Here is a 17,485-nt window from a genome sequence, read left to right on the forward strand (position 1 = left end):
CGACGCGCCGGACCCGCCTGTAGGCGCCACGTAAGCTTCCTCACACGCGCGCGCCGTGCGCGCCCCCTTCTCACCGGACCCCGGGCCGGAGCCGACCGCTCCAGTACCGGGGTCCGTGGCGTTCTGCGGGGCTTTCCGGTCGTTCCCGGCCGGTGGAGCCCCGCCCCGGAACCAAAGAAGGACTTTGAGGTTCCCAAAGTTCAAGTGTTAACGTATTCGACATGAAGACAGCTGTGCGCCTCCGTCATGCCGCGAGCATCCCGCTCGTGGCGCGCCTGCATGTCGATCTCTGCCGCTGTATGTCCGCGGTCTGTTGCCACAAGGTCTGATACGGCATCATGCAGCGGCGCCGCCCCTGACGCGGGCGCCGCGACCCCGTCCCCGTTCCACCGCACGACCGCACGGACTGCCTCCGTGCGTCCCGATGCGTCCTTAACTGGAGTGTGTCCGTGTCCGCGAACCCCGCGTCCGCCGCCCCCGAGGCCGAGCAGCCCACCGGCTCCGGCTCAGGCTTCCGTATACCCAAGGTCCCCTTCTGGGCCCAGATCGTCGCCGGTCTGGTGCTCGGCGTGCTGCTCGGCTGGCTGGCCCGCAGCCAGGACCTCGGCTGGCTCGTCACCACCCTCGACGAGATCGGCTCGCTCTTCGTCCAGCTCCTGAAGCTGGCCGTCGCACCGCTGGTCTTCTTCGCGATCCTGGTGTCGATCACCAATCTGCGCCAGGTCAACAACGCCGCCCGGCTGGCGACCCGCACCCTGCTCTGGTTCATGATCACCTCACTGATCGCGGTCGCCATCGGCCTCGCGATCGGCCTGGTCACCAACCCGGGCTCCGGCACCGGTCTCACGCCGAAGGACGGCGAGCTCTCCGAGACCAAGGGCAGCTGGATCGACTTCCTGACCGGCATCGTCCCGGACAGCGTGATCACGCCGTTCACCGAGCTGAACGTGCTCCAGATCGTCTTCATGGCCGCCGTCGCCGGTATCGCCGCCCTCAAGCTCGGCGAGAAGGCCCAGCCGATCCTCACCCTCAGCCAGTCGATCCTGGAGCTGCTCCAGAAGGCCCTGTGGTGGGTCATCCGCCTCGCCCCGATCGGCACCATCGGCCTCATCGGCTACGCCATCGCCGACTACGGCTGGGACCTCATCGGCAAGTACGCGACGTTCACCGCCGACGTCTACATCGGCTGCGCCATCGTGATGTTCGGCGTCTACCCGCTGCTCCTGGCCACCGTCGCCAAGGTCAGCCCGCTCCAGTTCTTCAAGGGCGCCTGGCCCGCGATCCAGCTCGCCTTCGTCTCCCGCTCCTCGGTCGGCACCATGCCGGTCACCCAGCGGGTCACCGAGCGCCTCGGCGTTCCGAAGGAGTACGCCTCCTTCGCCGTGCCGTTCGGCGCGACCACGAAGATGGACGGCTGCGCCGCGATCTACCCGGCGCTGGCGGCGATCTTCATCGCGCAGATCTTCGACGTGCAGCTGGGCATCGGCGACTACCTGCTGATCGCCTTCGTCTCGGTGATCGGCTCGGCGGCCACCGCCGGTCTCACCGGCGCGACGGTCATGCTGACCCTCACCCTGTCCACGCTGGGCCTCCCGCTGGAGGGCGTCGGCCTGCTGATGGCCATCGACCCGATCCTGGACATGATGCGCACCGCCACCAACGTGGCCGGCCAGGCGCTGGTCCCGGTGATCGTCGCGGCCCGCGAGAAGATCCTCGACCACGACGCGTACAACTCCGCTTCGGCCTCCCCGATCGACGGCTTCGGCGACGCCGACCGGGACGAGGTCCGCGACGCGGAGACCAAGAGCGCGGTGCCCGTCACCGCCTGACGCCCCACGGCGGTCGGCAGTCCTGACAGCGCCCCCGGACCACGTCTTCGTACGCGGTCCGGGGGCGCTGTCCTGTCCTGCTGGGTCAGGGGTGCTGGAAGAGGACCTCGGGGTTGGCCGGGGTCGGGCCGTCGAGCAGCCGGGCGGGCCGGCCGCGCAGGCTCCGGTCGAAGAAGGCGGTCACATAGCTCCGGGTGATCACGGTCGAGCGGTGGGCGGAGAGGTCCGGGCTCGGACTCTCCAGACCGAGCTGCTCACCGATCTCCGGGTTGTCGGTGAAGGTGAAGTGCCAGGCCTTCCGCACCGTCAGCCACCGCTTCCAGCCGTCCAGCCGGGGCCAGGCCTCGTCCCAGGACGCGTCGCCGCCGGGACCGCGCTCGGCGTCGGCCCCCAGCATCAGGAACGGCCGCCCGCCCAGTCCCCGGGCGGGGGCCGGGTCGTAGAAGGTGCCGTCCATGGTGAGCCCCGCGTCCACCCGGCGGTCGGCGGTCATCGTGGAGGAGGCCGCGTTGCCCCCGATGGAGTGGCCCGCCATGCCCACCCGGTGCGGGTCGATCGTCCGGGCGTGCCGCCACGCCGGGTGCGGGCCCGTCAGCCGGTCCAGCAGGAACGAGAAGTCGGCGGCCCGCCCGGTGGCGACGGTGGCCAGGACCTTGCGCCGCGCCGCGTCGTCGGGCTGGGCGTCCGCCCGGTCGCAGGCGACGCAGGTGAGGACCCGCCCGTCGGCCAGTTGCGTGCCGGCCGACTCGTACGCGTGGTCAGTGGTCGCCACGACGTAACCCCGGCTCGACAGTTCCTCGGCCAGCCCGGTCAGGGTGGCCCGGTGCGCGCCGAAGCCGGGGGAGAGCAGGACCAGCGGGAAGCGTCCCGGGGCCGGCCGGGCGGCGTCGCGGGAGTAGGTCCGGGTGGCGGCGATGACGCCGGGCGGCACCCGGTCATCGATCCCGTTCTCCAGGAGCATCAGCCGCTCCTCCTCCCCCGTCATGTACGGGACCGGGTCGCCGCCGGTGCCGGGGCGGGCCGGGTAGGTCAGGGACACCACCAGATGGCGAGGCCCGGAGGCCGGCACCCACGGGTCGGGGCGCCCGTGGTCGGTCAGGAACAGGGTGTCGCGGCCGGTGGCGTACGGGCCCGTGGGGCGGGGGAGTACCGGCGCGTCCGGTCCGGCGAGGCCGTGGGGGGCCGCGGCTAACCCGGCGGCGGGCGCAGGCGCAGGCCCGGACGCCGAGGCGGTCGCGGCCGTGCCGGTCAGGGTGGCCAGGACGGTCAGGGCGAGCGCCGCGGCGGTCACGGCGGCCGTGGCCGGTCTGTTGCGAAGGGAGATGGTCATGAACGCAACGCTAGGGCCTGCCGTTCGGATCAGGTCGGGTTCGCCGGCTCCGGTTCCCCGCCCCGCCCTGATCCGCCCTGATCCGTCCCCATCCGCTCTGATCCCCGCTGATCCGCACGTCGGACCCGGTGCCTCCCGTCGGTCGCAACAAGCCATCCGGCCCGCGGTCGACCGCTCCCGACGACGCCCGGCAGCCCGCCGCCGTACCCTGGGCGGGGAGCAGGGCAGTGGGGGCGGGGAGGAAGCCGGACGTGGGTGCAGTGAAGAGCAAACGGATGCCGCGCGCCGTGCGCGAGCAGCAGATGATGGACGCGGCGGTGCGGACCTTCGGGCAGCGCGGCTACCGGGCGGCCTCGATGGACGAGATCGCGGAGCTGGCGGGCGTCTCCAAGCCGTTGGTCTACCTGTACCTGAATTCCAAGGAAGAGCTGTTCTCCGCCTGCATCCGCCGTGAGGCCAAGGCCCTGCTGGAGGCGGTGCGCGCCGGGGCGGAGCCGGGACTGCCCGCCGACGGCCAACTGTGGTCGGGGCTGCGGGCGTTCTTCCTCCACACCGCCGAGAACCCGGACGGCTGGTCGGTCCTGCACCGCCAGGCGCGCTCGCACGGGGAGCCCTTCGTCAGCGAGGTCGGCTCCATGCGGGACGAGATCGTCGCGTTCGTGACGGGCCTGATCGGGGCCGCCGCCCGCGAGGCCCACCGCGACCCCGCACTCGCGGACCGGGACGTGGCGGGACTCGCCCAGGCCCTGGTGGGGGCCGCGGAGTCGCTGGCGGGCTGGGCCAACGACACCCCGGACGTCTCGGCGAAGGAGGCCGCGGCGACCCTGATGAACTTCGCCTGGGCGGGCCTGGAGAACCTGATGCACGCCCGGCCGTGGACGCCACCTGACGCCTGACGCCCGTCGCGGACGGGCAGGGTTCGCATGCTCCTCCCGTCGGCGCGGTGAGGTCCGGCACGCACCCCTGTTCGGATGGGTTACGCGCCAGTACGCTGCCCTCCGTAACGGACTGTCACGGAGGCGTATATGGCGGAGCCGGCTTTCGGGGTGCTGGGGGCGCTTCGGGTGCGCTCGGGCGGTGTGAGTGTAAGGGTCGGTGGGCCCAAGCCTCGGGCGGTTCTTTCCACGCTCCTCCTTCAGCCGGGCGGTTTCGTCTCGCTCGATGTCCTGACGGAGGTGTTGTGGCCCGGGGGCGCTCCCCGGTCGGCGGTCGCCAATGTACGTACGTATGTGCGCATGCTCCGAAGTTCCCTGACAGCTGCGGGAGTTGACGCCGGGGGATTGTCCACGCGGTCTTCCGGCTATGTGCTGGACGTGGACCCGGAGGACGTGGACGCACTGCTTTTCGAGCGGCGTCTCGACCGGGCCCGCGCGGAGCGGGACCGGGGCGGGGACGCGGCGGCGCTGCGCGCCTACGAGTCGGCGCTGGGCCTGTGGCGGGGAACGGTGCTCCAGGACGTGCCGTCCAGTGTGGTGTGGGACCCGGTCGTCACCCGCCTGGAAGAGCTGCGTTCGGTCGCTGTCGGTGAGTGCCTGGAAGTGCGCCTGCGGCTGGGGGACTTCGCGCCGTTGGTCGCGGAACTGAGAGCACGGCTGGCCCAGGATCCGTTCCGTGAGGACCTGTGGCAGATGCTGGTGCGCGCGCTGCGGGGAGCGGGCCGCACCACCGAGGCCGCGGCCGCCTACGCGGAGGCCGAGCGGGTCCTCGCCGCCGGGCTCGGCATCGAGCCGAGTGCGCCGCTGCGGGCCCTGGGCCAGGAGCTGGGCGGATATGGCTGCACCGGCCGAACCGGCGCGGCGGCGTTCGCGCCGGTGTGTCAACTCCCGATGGATCTACCGGATTTCAGCGGTCGTGCCGAGGAGGCCGGCGTACTGGAGGGGTTACTGTCCGGGGCGCGTCGGCAGCCGGTCGTCGCGGTGCTTTCGGGCCCACCGGGTTCGGGCAAGTCCGCACTGGCGGTCCATGTCGCGCACCGGGTGCGTGAGATGTTCCCCGACGGGCAGCTCTTCGTGGACCTGGGCGGGCCGGGTGGCCTACCGCGGGAGCCCGGGGACGTCCTGGCGGAGATGCTGCGCGGCCTCGGCGTCCTGGACAGCGCTGTCCCGGCCGGACTCGGCGAGCGCTCGGCGCTGTTCCGCTCGCGCCTGGCGCAGCGGCGGTTCCTGGTCGTTCTGGACGGCGCCGCCGGTTCGGCCCAGGTACGTCCGCTGCTGCCGGGCACCGGCGGTTCGGCTGTGCTCGTCAGCTCACGTCGGCCGATGCCGGACCTGCCCGCGTACTCCTGCCTGCTCGGTCCGATGAAGCGGGAGGAGGCCCGCGCGCTGTTCGGCGCGATCGTGGGGCCGGACCGGTTGCGCGGGAAGGGCGTGGACGCCGACCGGGTGCTGGCCGGCTGCGGTTCACTGCCCCTGGCGGTACGGATCGCCGGCTCCCGGCTGGCGAACCGGCCCGGCTGGACCGTGGGTACCCTCGCCGATTCCCTGGACGACGAACGCGGACGTCTCGACCGGTTCCGGGCGGGGGAGCTGGAGGTACGGGCGAGCGCCGGGCTCAGCCACCGGCAGCTGTCCGCCCCGGCGGCGGCCGTCTTCCGGGCGTTCGGCCGCCTCGGGGACGAGGCGGTGGCGGGCTGGCTGGTCGCGGAGGCGGCGGGCCTCGGCGACGGCGCCGCCGCGGAGCTGGAGATGCTGCTCGACGAGCACCTGATCGAGGCGGCCGGCACGGATGCCCTCGGCCTTCAGCGGTACCGCATGCACGACCTGCTCCGCTGCTACGCACGGGAGTTGGCCGAGTCGGACGATTCCGGGGTGCGCCGCGCGAGCCGCCTTCGGGTGGTCGGGGCTCTGACGGCGCTGGCCCGGTGCGCGAACGCGGCGATGCCCACGCGTTTCCTCGGCGTCCTCGGTGAGCCGGTGCCGCCGACCGGACCGGCCGCCGCTCTGCTGCCGCTGGTGCGGGCCCGGCCGGTGGCGTGGTTCGAGACCGAACGCCGCACGCTGGTGGCCGCGGTGGAGCACGCGCTGCGCCTCGGGTCCGTCGTCGCCGCCGCCGACCTGGCGATCGAGCTGGCCGGCTTCTTCGACATGTCCTTCTGCTACGAGGACTGGCTGCGCACCCATCAGCTGGTGCTCGAAGCGATGCCCGACCCCTGTGACGTGCGCGCCGCCGCACTGCTGCGCAACCTGGGACAGCTCCACCTCTACCAGGACCGCTACGCGGACGCGCTGGCCTGCTTCGACCGGGCCCGCGCGATCTTCGTGTCGCTCGGGCACCTGTCAGGTGAGGCCGTCGCCCGGCTCGGCGCCGGGTCGGTGTACCGGATGATGGGCGAGCCCGATGCCGCCCTGGAGATGTTCGCCGGGGCCCTGCGGCACTTCGGCAAGGCCGGTGACCGGCACCGGGAGGCGGTGGCTCACAACGCCATCGCCTCGGTGTGGCTCCAGCGGCAGGACCCTCAGGAGGCGGCGCCCTGGCTGGACGGTGCGCTGCGGCTGGCCCGGGAGCTGGGCGACCGGCACCGGGAGGCCCAGGTGCGCCGCAGGAGGGCCGTGCTGTACGAGCAGCGGGGTGAAGCGGCCTGTGCGCAGGGCGAGTTGGAGCAGGCCCTCGGCGCCTTCGACGACCTGGGCGACCTGCACTGCGCGGCCTATGTGCGGCAGGCGCTCGGGGAGCTGTTCCTGCGCCGGGGCATGGCCGACAGGGCCTCGGCGCCGCTGGTGGACGCGCTCGCGGTGCAGCAGCGGCTCGGTGACCGCCCCGCCGAGGCCCGCGTGGCCTGCCTGCTCGGCGAGGTGCACCGGGCGGCCGGGCGGGAGCAGACCGCTCTGAGCTACTTCCATCGCTCGCTGTCCACCTGGCGCCGCCTCGGCGCCCGCGACCAGGCCGAAGTCGTGGGCGCCAGGCTGCGGCCACCGGGCTGAGCCGCCGAGGGGTGACGGCGACCGGGGAGGTGACGGCGACCGGGACGGGGCCGTGGTCGCCGTCACGGGCGGGGGAGGCCGCGCCTCAGCACCCGTTCCGGCTGGTCTGGTACCGCACGGTGTAGTCGGGGTACGACAGGCCCTGGACCACCGCGACCGCGACCGAGCCGTTGTGGATCTGCTCGTAGTGCAGGTGCGGGGACAGGTCGTAGACCGCGGAGGAGGCGCCGACCTCCCCGATGAGCTGGCCCCCGCGGACGTGGGCGCCGCGCTGGACGGTGCGGGTCTTGAGGTGGGCGTAGCGGGTGCGCCAGCCGTCGCCGTGCGCGATCACGATGGTGTGGCCGTAGCCGGTGTCGGTGGCGTAGTACGAGGCGACGACCTCGCCGCCCGCGCTGGCGAGCACCCGGCGCCCGAGGTCGTCCGGGGCGCCGCTCGCGTTGTAATGGTTCCAGTCGATCGAGTGCGCGGGGCTGTGCCCGTTCCAGTTGCTGCCGCGCCAGTTCTGGCCGCAGCGGAACGGCACCTTGAAGTCGGGACGGCTTGCGACCTGCGCGGCGTCCGACGTGCTTTCCCGCGGGGCGGCGACGGCGGCCGGTGCCGTGGCGGCCAGGGCCGCGGCCACGCCGATGGCGGCCAGAAGCCTGCGGGTATGTCTCTGCATGGTCTTCCCCTTGTCCTCGGTGGGTCCTCGGTGACCCGGGCGATTCAAGGGGAGGGGCATACAAAGCGGATACAAGCCGGGGCCGCCCCGCTTCCCGGGCCGTTCAGGAGACCCGCCTCAGCGCCCCCACGAGGTGGACGCGCTCGCCTCCCGCACTCCGCAGTGCGAAGGCGTTCCCGGCGGCGTCGGCCGCGTACGTCACGGTGGCGGGCAGCAGGACAGGGGCCTTGAACTCGGCCCGTACGGAACGGATCGAGGCCGGGTCCCCGGTCTCGGCGAGGCAGCGGGCGACGGTCCACATGCCGTGCGCGATGGCCCGGGGGAACCCGAACAGCCGGGCGGTCAGCGGGTGCAGATGGATGGGGTTGCGGTCGCCCGAGACGGCTCCGTACCGCCGCCCCAGATCGCCGGGCAGCCGCCACTCCGCGACGGCGGGCGGTTCCTCGACGGCCGGGGCCTCGGCGGACGGCTCCCCGGCGGCCGGGGCCGCGGGCGCGGGACGCCGCGTGCCCGCCGTCTGCCGGTGCCGGGACAGATAGCCGCTGCGCGACTCCCACACCAGCTCCCCGTCCACCCGCGCCTCGGTCGCCATGGTGACCTCGGTGCCCCGCCGGTGCGGGGTCAACCCGTCGGCGTACACGGTCAGTTCGAGCGGTTCCGCGGGGTGCGTGGCCCGGTGTGGGGTGATCTCGATCCAGGTGTGGACGAGCCCGACGACGGGCAGCGGGAAGGCGCGGCCCGTCATCAGCCGCATGGTGAGCGGGAAGGCCAGCACATGCGGGTAGGTGAGCGGCAGCGGCCCGGACTCCGCGAACCCGCAGATCCTGGCGTACGCGGCGAGGGGGCCGGGCGTGACGGGCGCAGCCGGGCGGGAGAGGCGGCCCGGGGGCAGCGTGGCGTCCGGCTGTCCGGCGCGCTTGAACGGTGAGGACAGGGCCCCGCGCACCAGTGACGCGCTGAGTGAGGTCATCGGTCTCACGCCCCCAGCAGGCTCTGGCCGCAGACGCGCAGCACCTGGCCGTTGACGGCGCTGGAGGCGGGCTGGGCGAACCAGGCGACGGCCTCGGCGACGTCGGCCGGAAGTCCGCCCTGGGACAGGGAGTTCATCCGGCGGCCCGCCTCGCGGATGAAGAACGGCACGGCGGCGGTCATCTTCGTCTCGATGAACCCGGGGGCCACCGCGTTGACCGTGACGCCGTGCTCGGCCGCGGCGCGCGGGCCGAGCGAGCGGACGAGGCCGATGACGCCCGCCTTGCTGGCCGCGTAGTTGGTCTGGCCGTTGTTGCCCGCGATGCCCGCGATCGAGGCGGTGGCGACGATCCGGCCGCCCCGGTTCAGGGCGCCCGAGGCCAGCAGCTCGTCGGTGGTGCGGAGCACGCTGTCGAGGTTGACCTCGATGACCTGGGCCCAGCGGTCGGCGGGCATGTTGGCGAGCCGGCGGTCGCGCGTGATGCCCGCGTTGTGGACCAGGACGTCGAGCCCGTCCGGTGCGGCGGCGGCGATGCGGGCCGCGGCGTCGGGGGCGGTGATGTCCAGCGGCAGCGCGGTGGCGCCGAGCCGGTCGGCGGTGCGGACGAGGTCCTCCTGGGCCTGGGGGACGTCCAGCACGATGACGTGCGCCCCGTCGCGGGCCAGCACGGAGGCGACGGACGCGCCGATGCCCCGGGCCGCTCCGGTGACCAGGGCGGTGCGGCCGGCGAGCGGGCCGTCCCAGTCGGGCACGGGGTCGGGTGCGGCGGCGGTCAGCTCGATCACCTGGCCGCTGACGTAGGCGGACCGGGGGGAGAGGAGGAAGCGGAGGGTGGACTCGGCGGCCGCCGGCGCGGCGCCGGCCGGGAGCCGCAGGAGCTGGGCGGTGGCGCCCCGCCCGACCTCCTTGCCCAGCGAGCGGACGAAGCCCTCCAGCGCCTGCTGGGCGGCGGCCTGGTGGTGGTCCTCGGCGGACGGCGGCGTGCCGAGGACGACGATCCGGCCGCCGGGGGCCGTCGACCGTACGACGGGGTGGAGGGCGGCGTGCACCTGGGCGAGGGCCGCGGCGGAGCTGACACCGGTGGCGTCCAGGACGATTCCGGCGGGCCGGTCGGCCTGCGCCTCGACGGTCAGCCCGGTCGCGGCCAGCACCTTGGCCAGCTCGTCGGTGATCGCCGAGGTCCCGGCGGTCAGATGCAGCAGCGGCCCGTCCAGACCCGGTGTCTCCAGGCTCCAGCGGCGCAGCGGGGCGGGCTGCGGCAGGCCGAGCCGCCGGGTGAGGAAGCGGCCGGGGGCTGTGCCGGTGAGGTGCAGATAGCGATCGGCCATTGTCCTGACTCCCTGCTCGGTCGTAGATTTACTGTTGAGTAAGGTTACTCAAGAGTCAGGAGCTGGTCGAGATGCACAATCCCGGACCGACCGAGACGAGATGGTCACTGTGACGACACCGCGCCCGTTGATTCCTCTCGCCCTGCCCCGGCCGCGCCGCGTGGCGGTCATCGGCGGCAGCCGCACCCCGTTCGCGCGCTCCGACGGACCGTACGCGACCGCCTCCAACCAGGACCTGCTGTCGGCGGCGCTGGGCGGCCTGGTCGAGCGGTACGCCCTGGCCGGGGACCGGGTCGGCACGTTCGTCGCGGGCGCGGTCCTCAAGCACAGCCGGGACTTCAACCTGGCGAGGGAGACGGTCCTCGGCTCCGCGCTCGACCCGCGCACCCCGGCGTACGACATCCAGCAGGCGTGCGGCACCGGCCTCCAGGCGGTGATCGCCGCCGCGAACACCATCGCGCTCGGGGCGGCCGACTCGGCCATCGCGGGCGGCTCCGACACCACCAGCGACGCGCCGCTCGGCGTCAACGACGACCTGCGCCGCATCCTGCTCGCCGCACGCCGGGCGAAGACCACGGGCGGCCGCCTCAAGGCGCTGGCCGGCGTCCGCCCCCGCCACCTCGTGCCGGACATCCCGCGCAACGCCGAACCCCGCACCGGCCTGTCGATGGGCGAGCACGCGGCGCTCACCGCGCGCCGCTGGGCGGTGAGCCGCCAGGACCAGGACCTGCTGGCCGCCACGAGCCACCAGCGCCTGGCCGCCGCGTACGAACGAGGCTTCCTGGACGACCTGGTGGTCCCCTACCGGGGGCTGGAACGCGACCAGAACCTGCGTCCGGGCTCGACGGTCGAGAAGCTGGCACGGCTGCAGCCGGTGTTCGGGACCTCCGGCCCCGAGCCCACCATGACCGCGGGCAATTCGACTCCGCTGACGGACGGCGCGGCGACCGTCCTGCTGGCCACCGAGGAGTGGGCCGAGGAACGCGGACTGGAACCCCTGGCGTATCTCTCCCTCTACGAGACGGCGGCGGTGGACTACGTGGACGGCGACGACGGCCTCCTCATGGCCCCGGCCTACGCGGTGCCGCGCCTGCTGGAACGCGCGGGCCTGACGATCGAGGACTTCGACCTGTTCGAGGTCCACGAGGCGTTCGCCTCGCAGGTGCTGGCCACCCTCGCCGCCTGGGAGAAGCAGGGCCTGGCCCCGGTGGACCGCTCCCGCCTGAACGTGGCCGGGTCCTCCCTCGCCACCGGCCACCCGTTCGCCGCGACCGGCGCCCGGATCGTCGCCACCCTGGCCAAGCTCCTCGCGGAACGGGACGCTCCGGGCCGGGGGCTGATCTCGATCTGCGCGGCGGGCGGCCAGGGGGTGACGGCCATCCTGGAACGCCCGTAACGGGCCCCCTCTCCCCACCTCCCGCGCCACCCTGCCGGACGGACGACCCGGCGACCCGACCCGCCCGACCCCCGAACCGAGGAGCCGCACGTGTCAACGCCACCTTCCGCAGCCGCGACCGCCCCCGCGACCAAGCCCGTTCTGGTCGAACCGACGAAGAAGCGAGGCCCCGACGGCAGGGTCCAGGAGGTCTCCGTAGCGAAGTTCGCGCCGACGGTCGCGCGCGGCTCGCTGGCGGAGATCCCGTTCGACAACGCGCGGGAGGCCCCGTCGGACCCGGTGCTCAGCCGCAAGGACGCCGAGGGCGCCTGGCAGGACGTGACGGCGGCCGAGTTCGCCGCCGAGGTGCTGGCGGTCGCCAAGGGCCTGATGGCGGAGGGGCTGGGGGCGGGGGACCGGGTCGCGATCATGGCCCGGACGTCGTACGAGTGGACGCTGCTGGACTTCGCGTCCTGGGCGGCGGGCCTGGTGACCGTCCCGATCTACCCCACCTCCTCCGCCTTCCAGGCCCGTTGGATCCTCCAGAACTCGGGCGCGGTGGCATGCGCGGTCGAGACGAAGGAGCAGGGCCGCCTGATCAGCCAGGAACGCAAGCAGCTCGGCGACCTGGCGCATCTGTGGCAGTTCGACACGGGGGCGATCGGCCACCTCAAGTCGCTCGGCAAGGACATCCCCGACGCGGCGGTGGCGGCTCGCCGGGCCACCCTGGAGCCGGACACCCCCGCCACCCTGATCTACACCTCGGGCACCACCGGCCGCCCGAAGGGCTGTGCGCTGACCCACGGCAACTTCTTCGCCGAGGTCGACAACGCGATCGAGCTCCTCCACCCGGTCTTCAAGTCCGTCTCGAAGGACCCGGCCTCCACCCTCCTCTTCCTCCCCCTCTCGCACGTCTTCGGCCGCATGGTGGCGATCGGCTGCATGCGGGCCAGGGTGCGCCTGGGTCACGCCCCCTCCATCCAGACGGAAGACCTCCTCGCCGACCTGGCCGGCTTCCGCCCCACCTTCCTCCTGGCGATCCCCTACGTCCTGGAGAAGGTCTACAACACCGGCCGCGCGACGGCCGAGAAGATGGGCCGGGCCTCCTCGTTCGACCGGGCGGCGCGCATAGCCCAGCGCTACGGAAAGGCGGTCGAGGCCGTCGAGCACGGCACGGGACCGGGCCCCGGCCTGGGCCTGCGCGCGGCCCGCGCCCTGTACGACCCGCTGGTCTACCGGCGTATCCGGGCGGCGCTCGGCGGCAAGGTCCGGTACGTGATCTGCGGCGGCTCACCGCTGGGCCGGCGGCTCGCCGCGTTCTACGAGGGTGCGGGCATCGGCATCTTCGAGGGCTACGGCCTCACCGAGACCACGGCCGCCCACACGGTGACCCCGCCCCTCAAACCCCGGCTGGGCACGGTCGGCTGGCCGCTGCCCGGCACCTCGGTGCGCATCGCGGACGACGGGGAGGTGCTCCTGAAGGGCGGCCAGGTCTTCCGGGGCTACTGGGACGGCGAACGGGCGGAGGCGATCCCCGCGCTCCTGGCGGACGACTGGTTCCCCACGGGCGACCTGGGCGCGCTGGACGAGGACGGCTATCTGACGATCACGGGCCGCAAGAAGGACATCATCATCACGTCGGGCGGCAAGAACGTCACCCCGGCGCCCCTGGAGGACTGGCTGCGCGCCCACCCCCTGGTCAGCCAGTGCATGGTCGTGGGCGACAACCGCTCGTTCATCACCGCCCTGGTCACCCTGGAGCCGGACGGCCTCCAGCACTGGCGCCAGATGACCAAGAAGCAGGACATCCCGCTGCGGGACCTGGTCCATGACGAGGACCTGCGCACCTCGCTCCAGAAGGCGGTCGACGAGGCGAACCGCCTGGTCTCCCGCGCGGAGTCGATCCGCAAGTTCACGGTGCTGCCGGTGGACTTCACGGAGGAGGCGGGCCATCTGACGCCCTCGCTGAAACTGAAGCGGGACGCCATCGCACGGGACTTCACGCAGGAGATCGAGGCGCTGTACCGGAAGTGAGGGGGCCGGGTCAGGCCGCCCGGAGGACCTCACAGGAGCAGTGGCGGAACTCCAGCCCGAGTTCGCGGTCCACAGCCGCGCTCGAACGGGTGGCCGCTTCGGAGACCTTCTCCCAGGAGCCGTACTTCAGATAGAGCTGGTCCGCCGTCGGGCCGAGCGGGTTGCCGTACTTCTTCTGGTTGCGCGCCTCCAGCTCCGCGACCTGTTCCGGGGTCATGCCGGCGCGGACGACGTCCTTGGCGTCATTGCGCATCCGGACCAGAACGCGGGCGATGTCCTCCTCCGAGCGGCCTTCGGCGCGCAGGGCGCACTCCGTGCGCTCCATGTCCTCCAGGAGGTGGTGATAGCGCATCCGCTGGTCCCGGGCGACCTCGCGCTCCTGCGGGGTCTCGCTCCGGATCAGGCACACGACCGGTTCCGGACTGGTGCAGTCGCCGTGGTCCGGCGCTGCCCGGGAGACGGGGGCGACGACGACCGAACCGCATGCGGCGGACGACCGGCACGGGTGTGCCGCGGGTTCGGCGGCGGCGGACTGCAGGGGAACGAGGACGGCCTGGGCGACCAGCAGCGTGGGGACCACGCGGCGGGCCAGCGAACGCAGAGGGTTGAGTGGCATGTGCTCATCGTTCGGCACACCACGACGAGACCGGGGCAGGGCGAGGCCGGAACGCCTCCGGAGGCGGCCGACTCCACTCCGCCGGGTGAAGCCGGGCCGATCCCGGCCCCTGCCGGCCGCGCTCGAACGGGTGCAGGAGCCGCCCCTGAAGGTCTGTCCCCCGGGCTGAAGTTGCGGCACCCTGGTACCCGTTCAACTCGCGTAGATCTCCCGGCACTTCGCATGTCGCGCGGTGCCCTCCGCGCGTTTCCGCACGGCGCACCCCGCACCCCACTGCCCGGTTGTCGACCCCGGAGGATTCCTCACCCATGCGTTCGACCCGTACCAGTCTGCTGGCCCTGCTGGCGCTCCTCGGAGGCCTGCTCACGGTCACGGCCACCGCGAGCCCGGCCGCGGCCGCCCCCAACTTCAAAGCCCCCTACGGCTGCGGTCAGCAGTGGACCTACAGCCATCACTCCGCCGAGGTCAGACAGGCTCTCGACTTCGTCCGCACGGACGGCGGGGCAACCGCCGGCTCCCCGGTCCTCGCCTCGGCCGCCGGCACCGCCTACCGCTACTCCCAGCCGAGCGGCGCGGGCAACTACATCGCCGTCGAGCACGGCGGCGGCTGGAAGACGTACTACTTCCACCTCGCCGCGTACTCCGTCGCCAACGGGGCCCAGGTCGCCCAGGGCCAGCAGATCGGCACCACCGGCTCCACCGGGAACAGCTCCGGCGCCCACATCCACTACGAGCAGCTCTACAACGGCGTCGGCCAGAACATCGTGATCAACGGCCAGTCCCTCGCGCCGTATCCGGGCTCGTACTACAACAAGTACCTCACCAGCGACAACGGTTGCGGGGGAGGCGGCGACGGCAAGTACTGGGTCGACACCTTCGCCGCCGCCACCGGCTACGCGGCCGCCAACACCGCGGATGCCCAGGGCATTCTGAACGCCGGGACGAACTACGTGTACTGCAAGGTGTGGGGAGCGCGGGTCGGCACGGACAGCCAGTTCAACCACTGGTGGCTGCGCACCGACCTGGACACGGTGTACGCGGGCAAGAACGGCCGCAACGCCCATGTCTCCGCGTACTACCTCTCCCGCTGGGGCAACGACGAGGCCCGTGACAACAACGGTGCGGTGATCCCGGACTGCTGAGCGGGCGCGCCGCCCCGGCTCGCATCGCCCGCGCGGCGCGCTATTCCGCGCCGCGCGGCGACAGCCTCCGGGTGATCCGGTCGAACAGCTCCGTCAGCGGCTCGCCGACGTCCTGGCCGAACTCGGTCAGCCCGTAGGTGACCTGGGGCGGTGTCGTCGGCTCGACCTCCCGCCAGATCAGGCCGTCCTGGACCAGGGCGCGCAGGGTCTGGGCGAGCATCTTCTCGCTGATGCCCTGGATGCTCTCGCGCAGTTCATAGAAACGGAGGCTGTTGCTCCGCAAGGAGATCAGCACCCAGACGCCCCATCTGCTGGTCACGTGGTCGACCATGGTGCGCGCGGGGCAGTCGGTGTGAAACACGTCATACCGCTGCCCCGGGTCGGCCCGTCTGTACTGCACACCTTCGATCATGTAATGAACTTACCTTAAGGTATGTCCTTATCAAAAGTAAGTTCAACTTCTAGCGTGGAGGCCACACAGGACATCGACGAGGAGCTCATCATGATCGTAGTAACCGGGGCCACCGGGAACATCGGCCGGCCGCTGACCGAGGCGCTGGCCGGGACGGGCCGGCCCGTGACGGCGGTGTCGCGGAACCCGGCGGCGGTGCCGAACGGCGTCCGCCACGTGGTGGCCGACCTGGCCGAGCCGGCCGGCCTCAAGCCCGCGCTGGCCGGGGCGGACGCGCTGTTCCTGCTGCTGTCCGGCGACCTGCACGCCGCCGGAGCCAACCCCGCCGACATCATCGGCGAAGCCGCGGCCGGCGGGGTCCGCCGGGTCGTCCTGCTCTCCACGCTGGGCGTGGTGACCAGGCCCGCCGGCCGGACCCGGATCGCGATGCGCGCACTGGAGGACACGCTGCGGGAGTCCGGCCTGGAGTGGGTCATCCTGCGGCCGGGCGGCTTCGCCTCCAACGCCCTGTGGTGGGCCGAGTCCGTCCGTGCGCAGCAGCTGGTCGCCGCGCCCTTCGGTGACATCGGGGTGCCGATCATCGACCCGGCGGACATCGCCGAGGTCGCGGCGGCCGCCCTGCTGGACGACCGGCACACCGGCGGCGTGTACGAGCTGACCGGCCCGGAGGTGATCACCCCGCGCGGGCAGACGGAGGCCATCGCCGCCGCGCTGGGCTCGCCGGTGAGGTTTCACGAGCTCACCCGCGAGGAGGCCAGGGCCGCCATGGGCCGGAGCATGCCGGTGGAGCTCGCCGACGACACCCTGGACATCCTCGGCTCCCCGAGCCCGGCCGAGCTGCGCGTCAGCCCGGACGTCCAGCGGGTCCTCGGCCGCGCCCCGCGCCCCTTCGCCGAGTGGGCCGCCCGCCATGTCGCCGCGTTCCGCTGAGGCTGCCCCGCACCGGCGCTACCGGGGTCCTCGCGCCCGGCGGTCCGACGACAGACCCTAGGCCGCGCCCCGCCCCCCGACCCCGTCCAGCCGGGCCCGCATCCGCGGGGTCAGCGTGATGTCGGCCGCCGCCGTGTTCTCCTCCAGGTGGGCGAGGCGGGAGGTACCCGGGATCGGGAGCATCACCGGGGAGTGGTCCAGCAGCCAGGCCAGGCAGACCTGGGTGGCCGTGACGCCCAGCTCGGCGGCGACCGAGGCCACCTCCGCACGGTCGCCCGCCTTGCCCCAGGCGACCGTGCGCCAGGGCAGGAACGCGATGTCCGCCGCCTCGCACGCCGCGAGGACCGGCTCGTGTTCGCGGTCGGTCAGGTTGTAGCGGTTCTGCACGCTCGCGATGTCGACGGTCTCACGGGCCTCGGCCAGTTCGGCGGCCGTCACCTCGGACAGGCCGATCCGCCCCACCTTCCCCGCGTCGCGCAGCTCCCGCAGGGTGCCGAGCTGGTCGGCGAGCGGGGTCCCCGGGTCGATGCGGTGGAGCTGGAGCAGCTCGATCCGGTCGGTGCGCAGCCGGCGCAGCGCGTGGTCCACCTGATCCCGCAGGACCGCGGGGCGGCCGTCCAGGCCCCATTCGCCCGTCTCGGCGGAGCGGGCCACCCCGACCTTGGTGGTGATCAGGAGGCCGTCCGGGTAGGGGTGGAGCGCCTCGGCCAGCACCTCCTCGTTGGCCCCGTGCCCGTACATGTGGGCCGTGTCGATCAGGGTGACGCCCAGCTCGACGGCCCGGCGGGCCACCGCGACGGCGGCCTTCCGGTCCTCGGGCGATGCGGTGGGCAGGTGCATCGCACCGAACCCCAGTCGCCCCACGGTCAGGTCTCCGCCGATACGGAACGTCGTCGATGGCATTCTCTGAACTCCCCTTGTCCGGATGCCCTCGA

At 72.9% G+C, this 17,485-nt stretch carries 14 protein-coding genes; 7 read left to right on the top strand and 7 right to left on the bottom strand.

The genetic code is table 11. From position 1 onward, the window contains the following. The first annotated feature begins 449 nt into the window (after positions 1-449). A complete protein-coding gene (locus ACH4UK_RS26035; RefSeq protein WP_398360070.1) occupies positions 450-1,829 on the top strand; it encodes a dicarboxylate/amino acid:cation symporter in 1,380 nt (459 codons plus the stop codon). 85 nt (positions 1,830-1,914) lie between these two features. Here ACH4UK_RS26035 and ACH4UK_RS26040 read toward each other — a convergent pair whose 3' ends face one another. Further along, the gene (locus ACH4UK_RS26040) at positions 1,915-3,159 is read right to left on the bottom strand and encodes an alpha/beta hydrolase family protein (RefSeq protein WP_398360071.1); all 1,245 of its coding nucleotides are present in this window, start codon (positions 3,157-3,159) and stop codon (positions 1,915-1,917) included. Between the two features lie 251 nt (positions 3,160-3,410). Between ACH4UK_RS26040 and ACH4UK_RS26045 the strand changes: the two genes are divergently transcribed. Then, positions 3,411-4,055, top strand: coding sequence for a TetR/AcrR family transcriptional regulator (locus ACH4UK_RS26045; protein WP_398360072.1), 645 nt, complete (start codon positions 3,411-3,413; stop codon positions 4,053-4,055). Between the two features lie 384 nt (positions 4,056-4,439). Beyond that, entirely contained in the window at positions 4,440-7,079 is a 2,640-nt protein-coding gene (locus ACH4UK_RS26050) for an ATP-binding protein (RefSeq protein WP_398360074.1), read from the top strand. Between the two features lie 85 nt (positions 7,080-7,164). Here ACH4UK_RS26050 and ACH4UK_RS26055 read toward each other — a convergent pair whose 3' ends face one another. From ACH4UK_RS26055 to ACH4UK_RS26065, 3 genes are all read right to left on the bottom strand, one after another. Beyond that, positions 7,165-7,743, bottom strand: a complete 579-nt coding sequence (locus tag ACH4UK_RS26055; protein ID WP_398360076.1) for a peptidoglycan DD-metalloendopeptidase family protein — start codon at positions 7,741-7,743, stop codon at positions 7,165-7,167. A gap of 103 nt (positions 7,744-7,846) precedes the next feature. Next, positions 7,847-8,713 carry a MaoC family dehydratase gene (locus ACH4UK_RS26060; protein WP_398360078.1) on the bottom strand — a complete coding sequence of 289 codons (867 nt, stop codon included), beginning with the start codon at positions 8,711-8,713 and terminating at the stop codon, positions 7,847-7,849. Positions 8,714-8,718: 5 nt separating this feature from the next. Beyond that, positions 8,719-10,041, bottom strand: a complete 1,323-nt coding sequence (locus ACH4UK_RS26065) for a 3-oxoacyl-ACP reductase (protein WP_398360079.1) — start codon at positions 10,039-10,041, stop codon at positions 8,719-8,721. 100 nt (positions 10,042-10,141) lie between these two features. On the opposite strand from ACH4UK_RS26065, the gene ACH4UK_RS26070 reads away from it, so the two are divergent. Continuing rightward, on the top strand, positions 10,142-11,437 hold the full coding sequence (locus ACH4UK_RS26070) for an acetyl-CoA C-acetyltransferase (protein WP_398360081.1): 1,296 nt from the start codon (positions 10,142-10,144) through the stop codon (positions 11,435-11,437). Between the two features lie 90 nt (positions 11,438-11,527). Continuing rightward, the gene (locus ACH4UK_RS26075) at positions 11,528-13,450 is read left to right on the top strand and encodes an AMP-dependent synthetase/ligase (RefSeq protein WP_398360083.1); all 1,923 of its coding nucleotides are present in this window, start codon (positions 11,528-11,530) and stop codon (positions 13,448-13,450) included. 10 nt (positions 13,451-13,460) lie between these two features. Here ACH4UK_RS26075 and ACH4UK_RS26080 read toward each other — a convergent pair whose 3' ends face one another. Continuing rightward, on the bottom strand, positions 13,461-14,066 hold the full coding sequence (locus ACH4UK_RS26080; protein ID WP_398360084.1) for a hypothetical protein: 606 nt from the start codon (positions 14,064-14,066) through the stop codon (positions 13,461-13,463). A 308-nt stretch (positions 14,067-14,374) separates the two neighbouring features. On the opposite strand from ACH4UK_RS26080, the gene ACH4UK_RS26085 reads away from it, so the two are divergent. Then, the gene (locus ACH4UK_RS26085; protein ID WP_398360086.1) at positions 14,375-15,208 is read left to right on the top strand and encodes a M23 family metallopeptidase; all 834 of its coding nucleotides are present in this window, start codon (positions 14,375-14,377) and stop codon (positions 15,206-15,208) included. Positions 15,209-15,248: 40 nt separating this feature from the next. On the opposite strand, the gene ACH4UK_RS26090 is transcribed toward ACH4UK_RS26085, so the two are convergent. Continuing rightward, entirely contained in the window at positions 15,249-15,620 is a 372-nt protein-coding gene (locus ACH4UK_RS26090; RefSeq protein ID WP_398360088.1) for a winged helix-turn-helix transcriptional regulator, read from the bottom strand. Positions 15,621-15,710: 90 nt separating this feature from the next. Between ACH4UK_RS26090 and ACH4UK_RS26095 the strand changes: the two genes are divergently transcribed. Continuing rightward, positions 15,711-16,550 carry an SDR family oxidoreductase gene (locus ACH4UK_RS26095; protein WP_398360615.1) on the top strand — a complete coding sequence of 280 codons (840 nt, stop codon included), beginning with the start codon at positions 15,711-15,713 and terminating at the stop codon, positions 16,548-16,550. Positions 16,551-16,607: 57 nt separating this feature from the next. On the opposite strand, the gene ACH4UK_RS26100 is transcribed toward ACH4UK_RS26095, so the two are convergent. After that, on the bottom strand, positions 16,608-17,453 hold the full coding sequence (locus tag ACH4UK_RS26100; RefSeq protein WP_398360090.1) for an aldo/keto reductase: 846 nt from the start codon (positions 17,451-17,453) through the stop codon (positions 16,608-16,610). Between the last annotated feature and the right edge of the window lie 32 nt (positions 17,454-17,485).

The sequence above is a fragment of the Streptomyces sp. NPDC020884 genome (assembly GCF_044333935.1).
Taxonomy (GTDB): domain Bacteria; phylum Actinomycetota; class Actinomycetes; order Streptomycetales; family Streptomycetaceae; genus Streptomyces.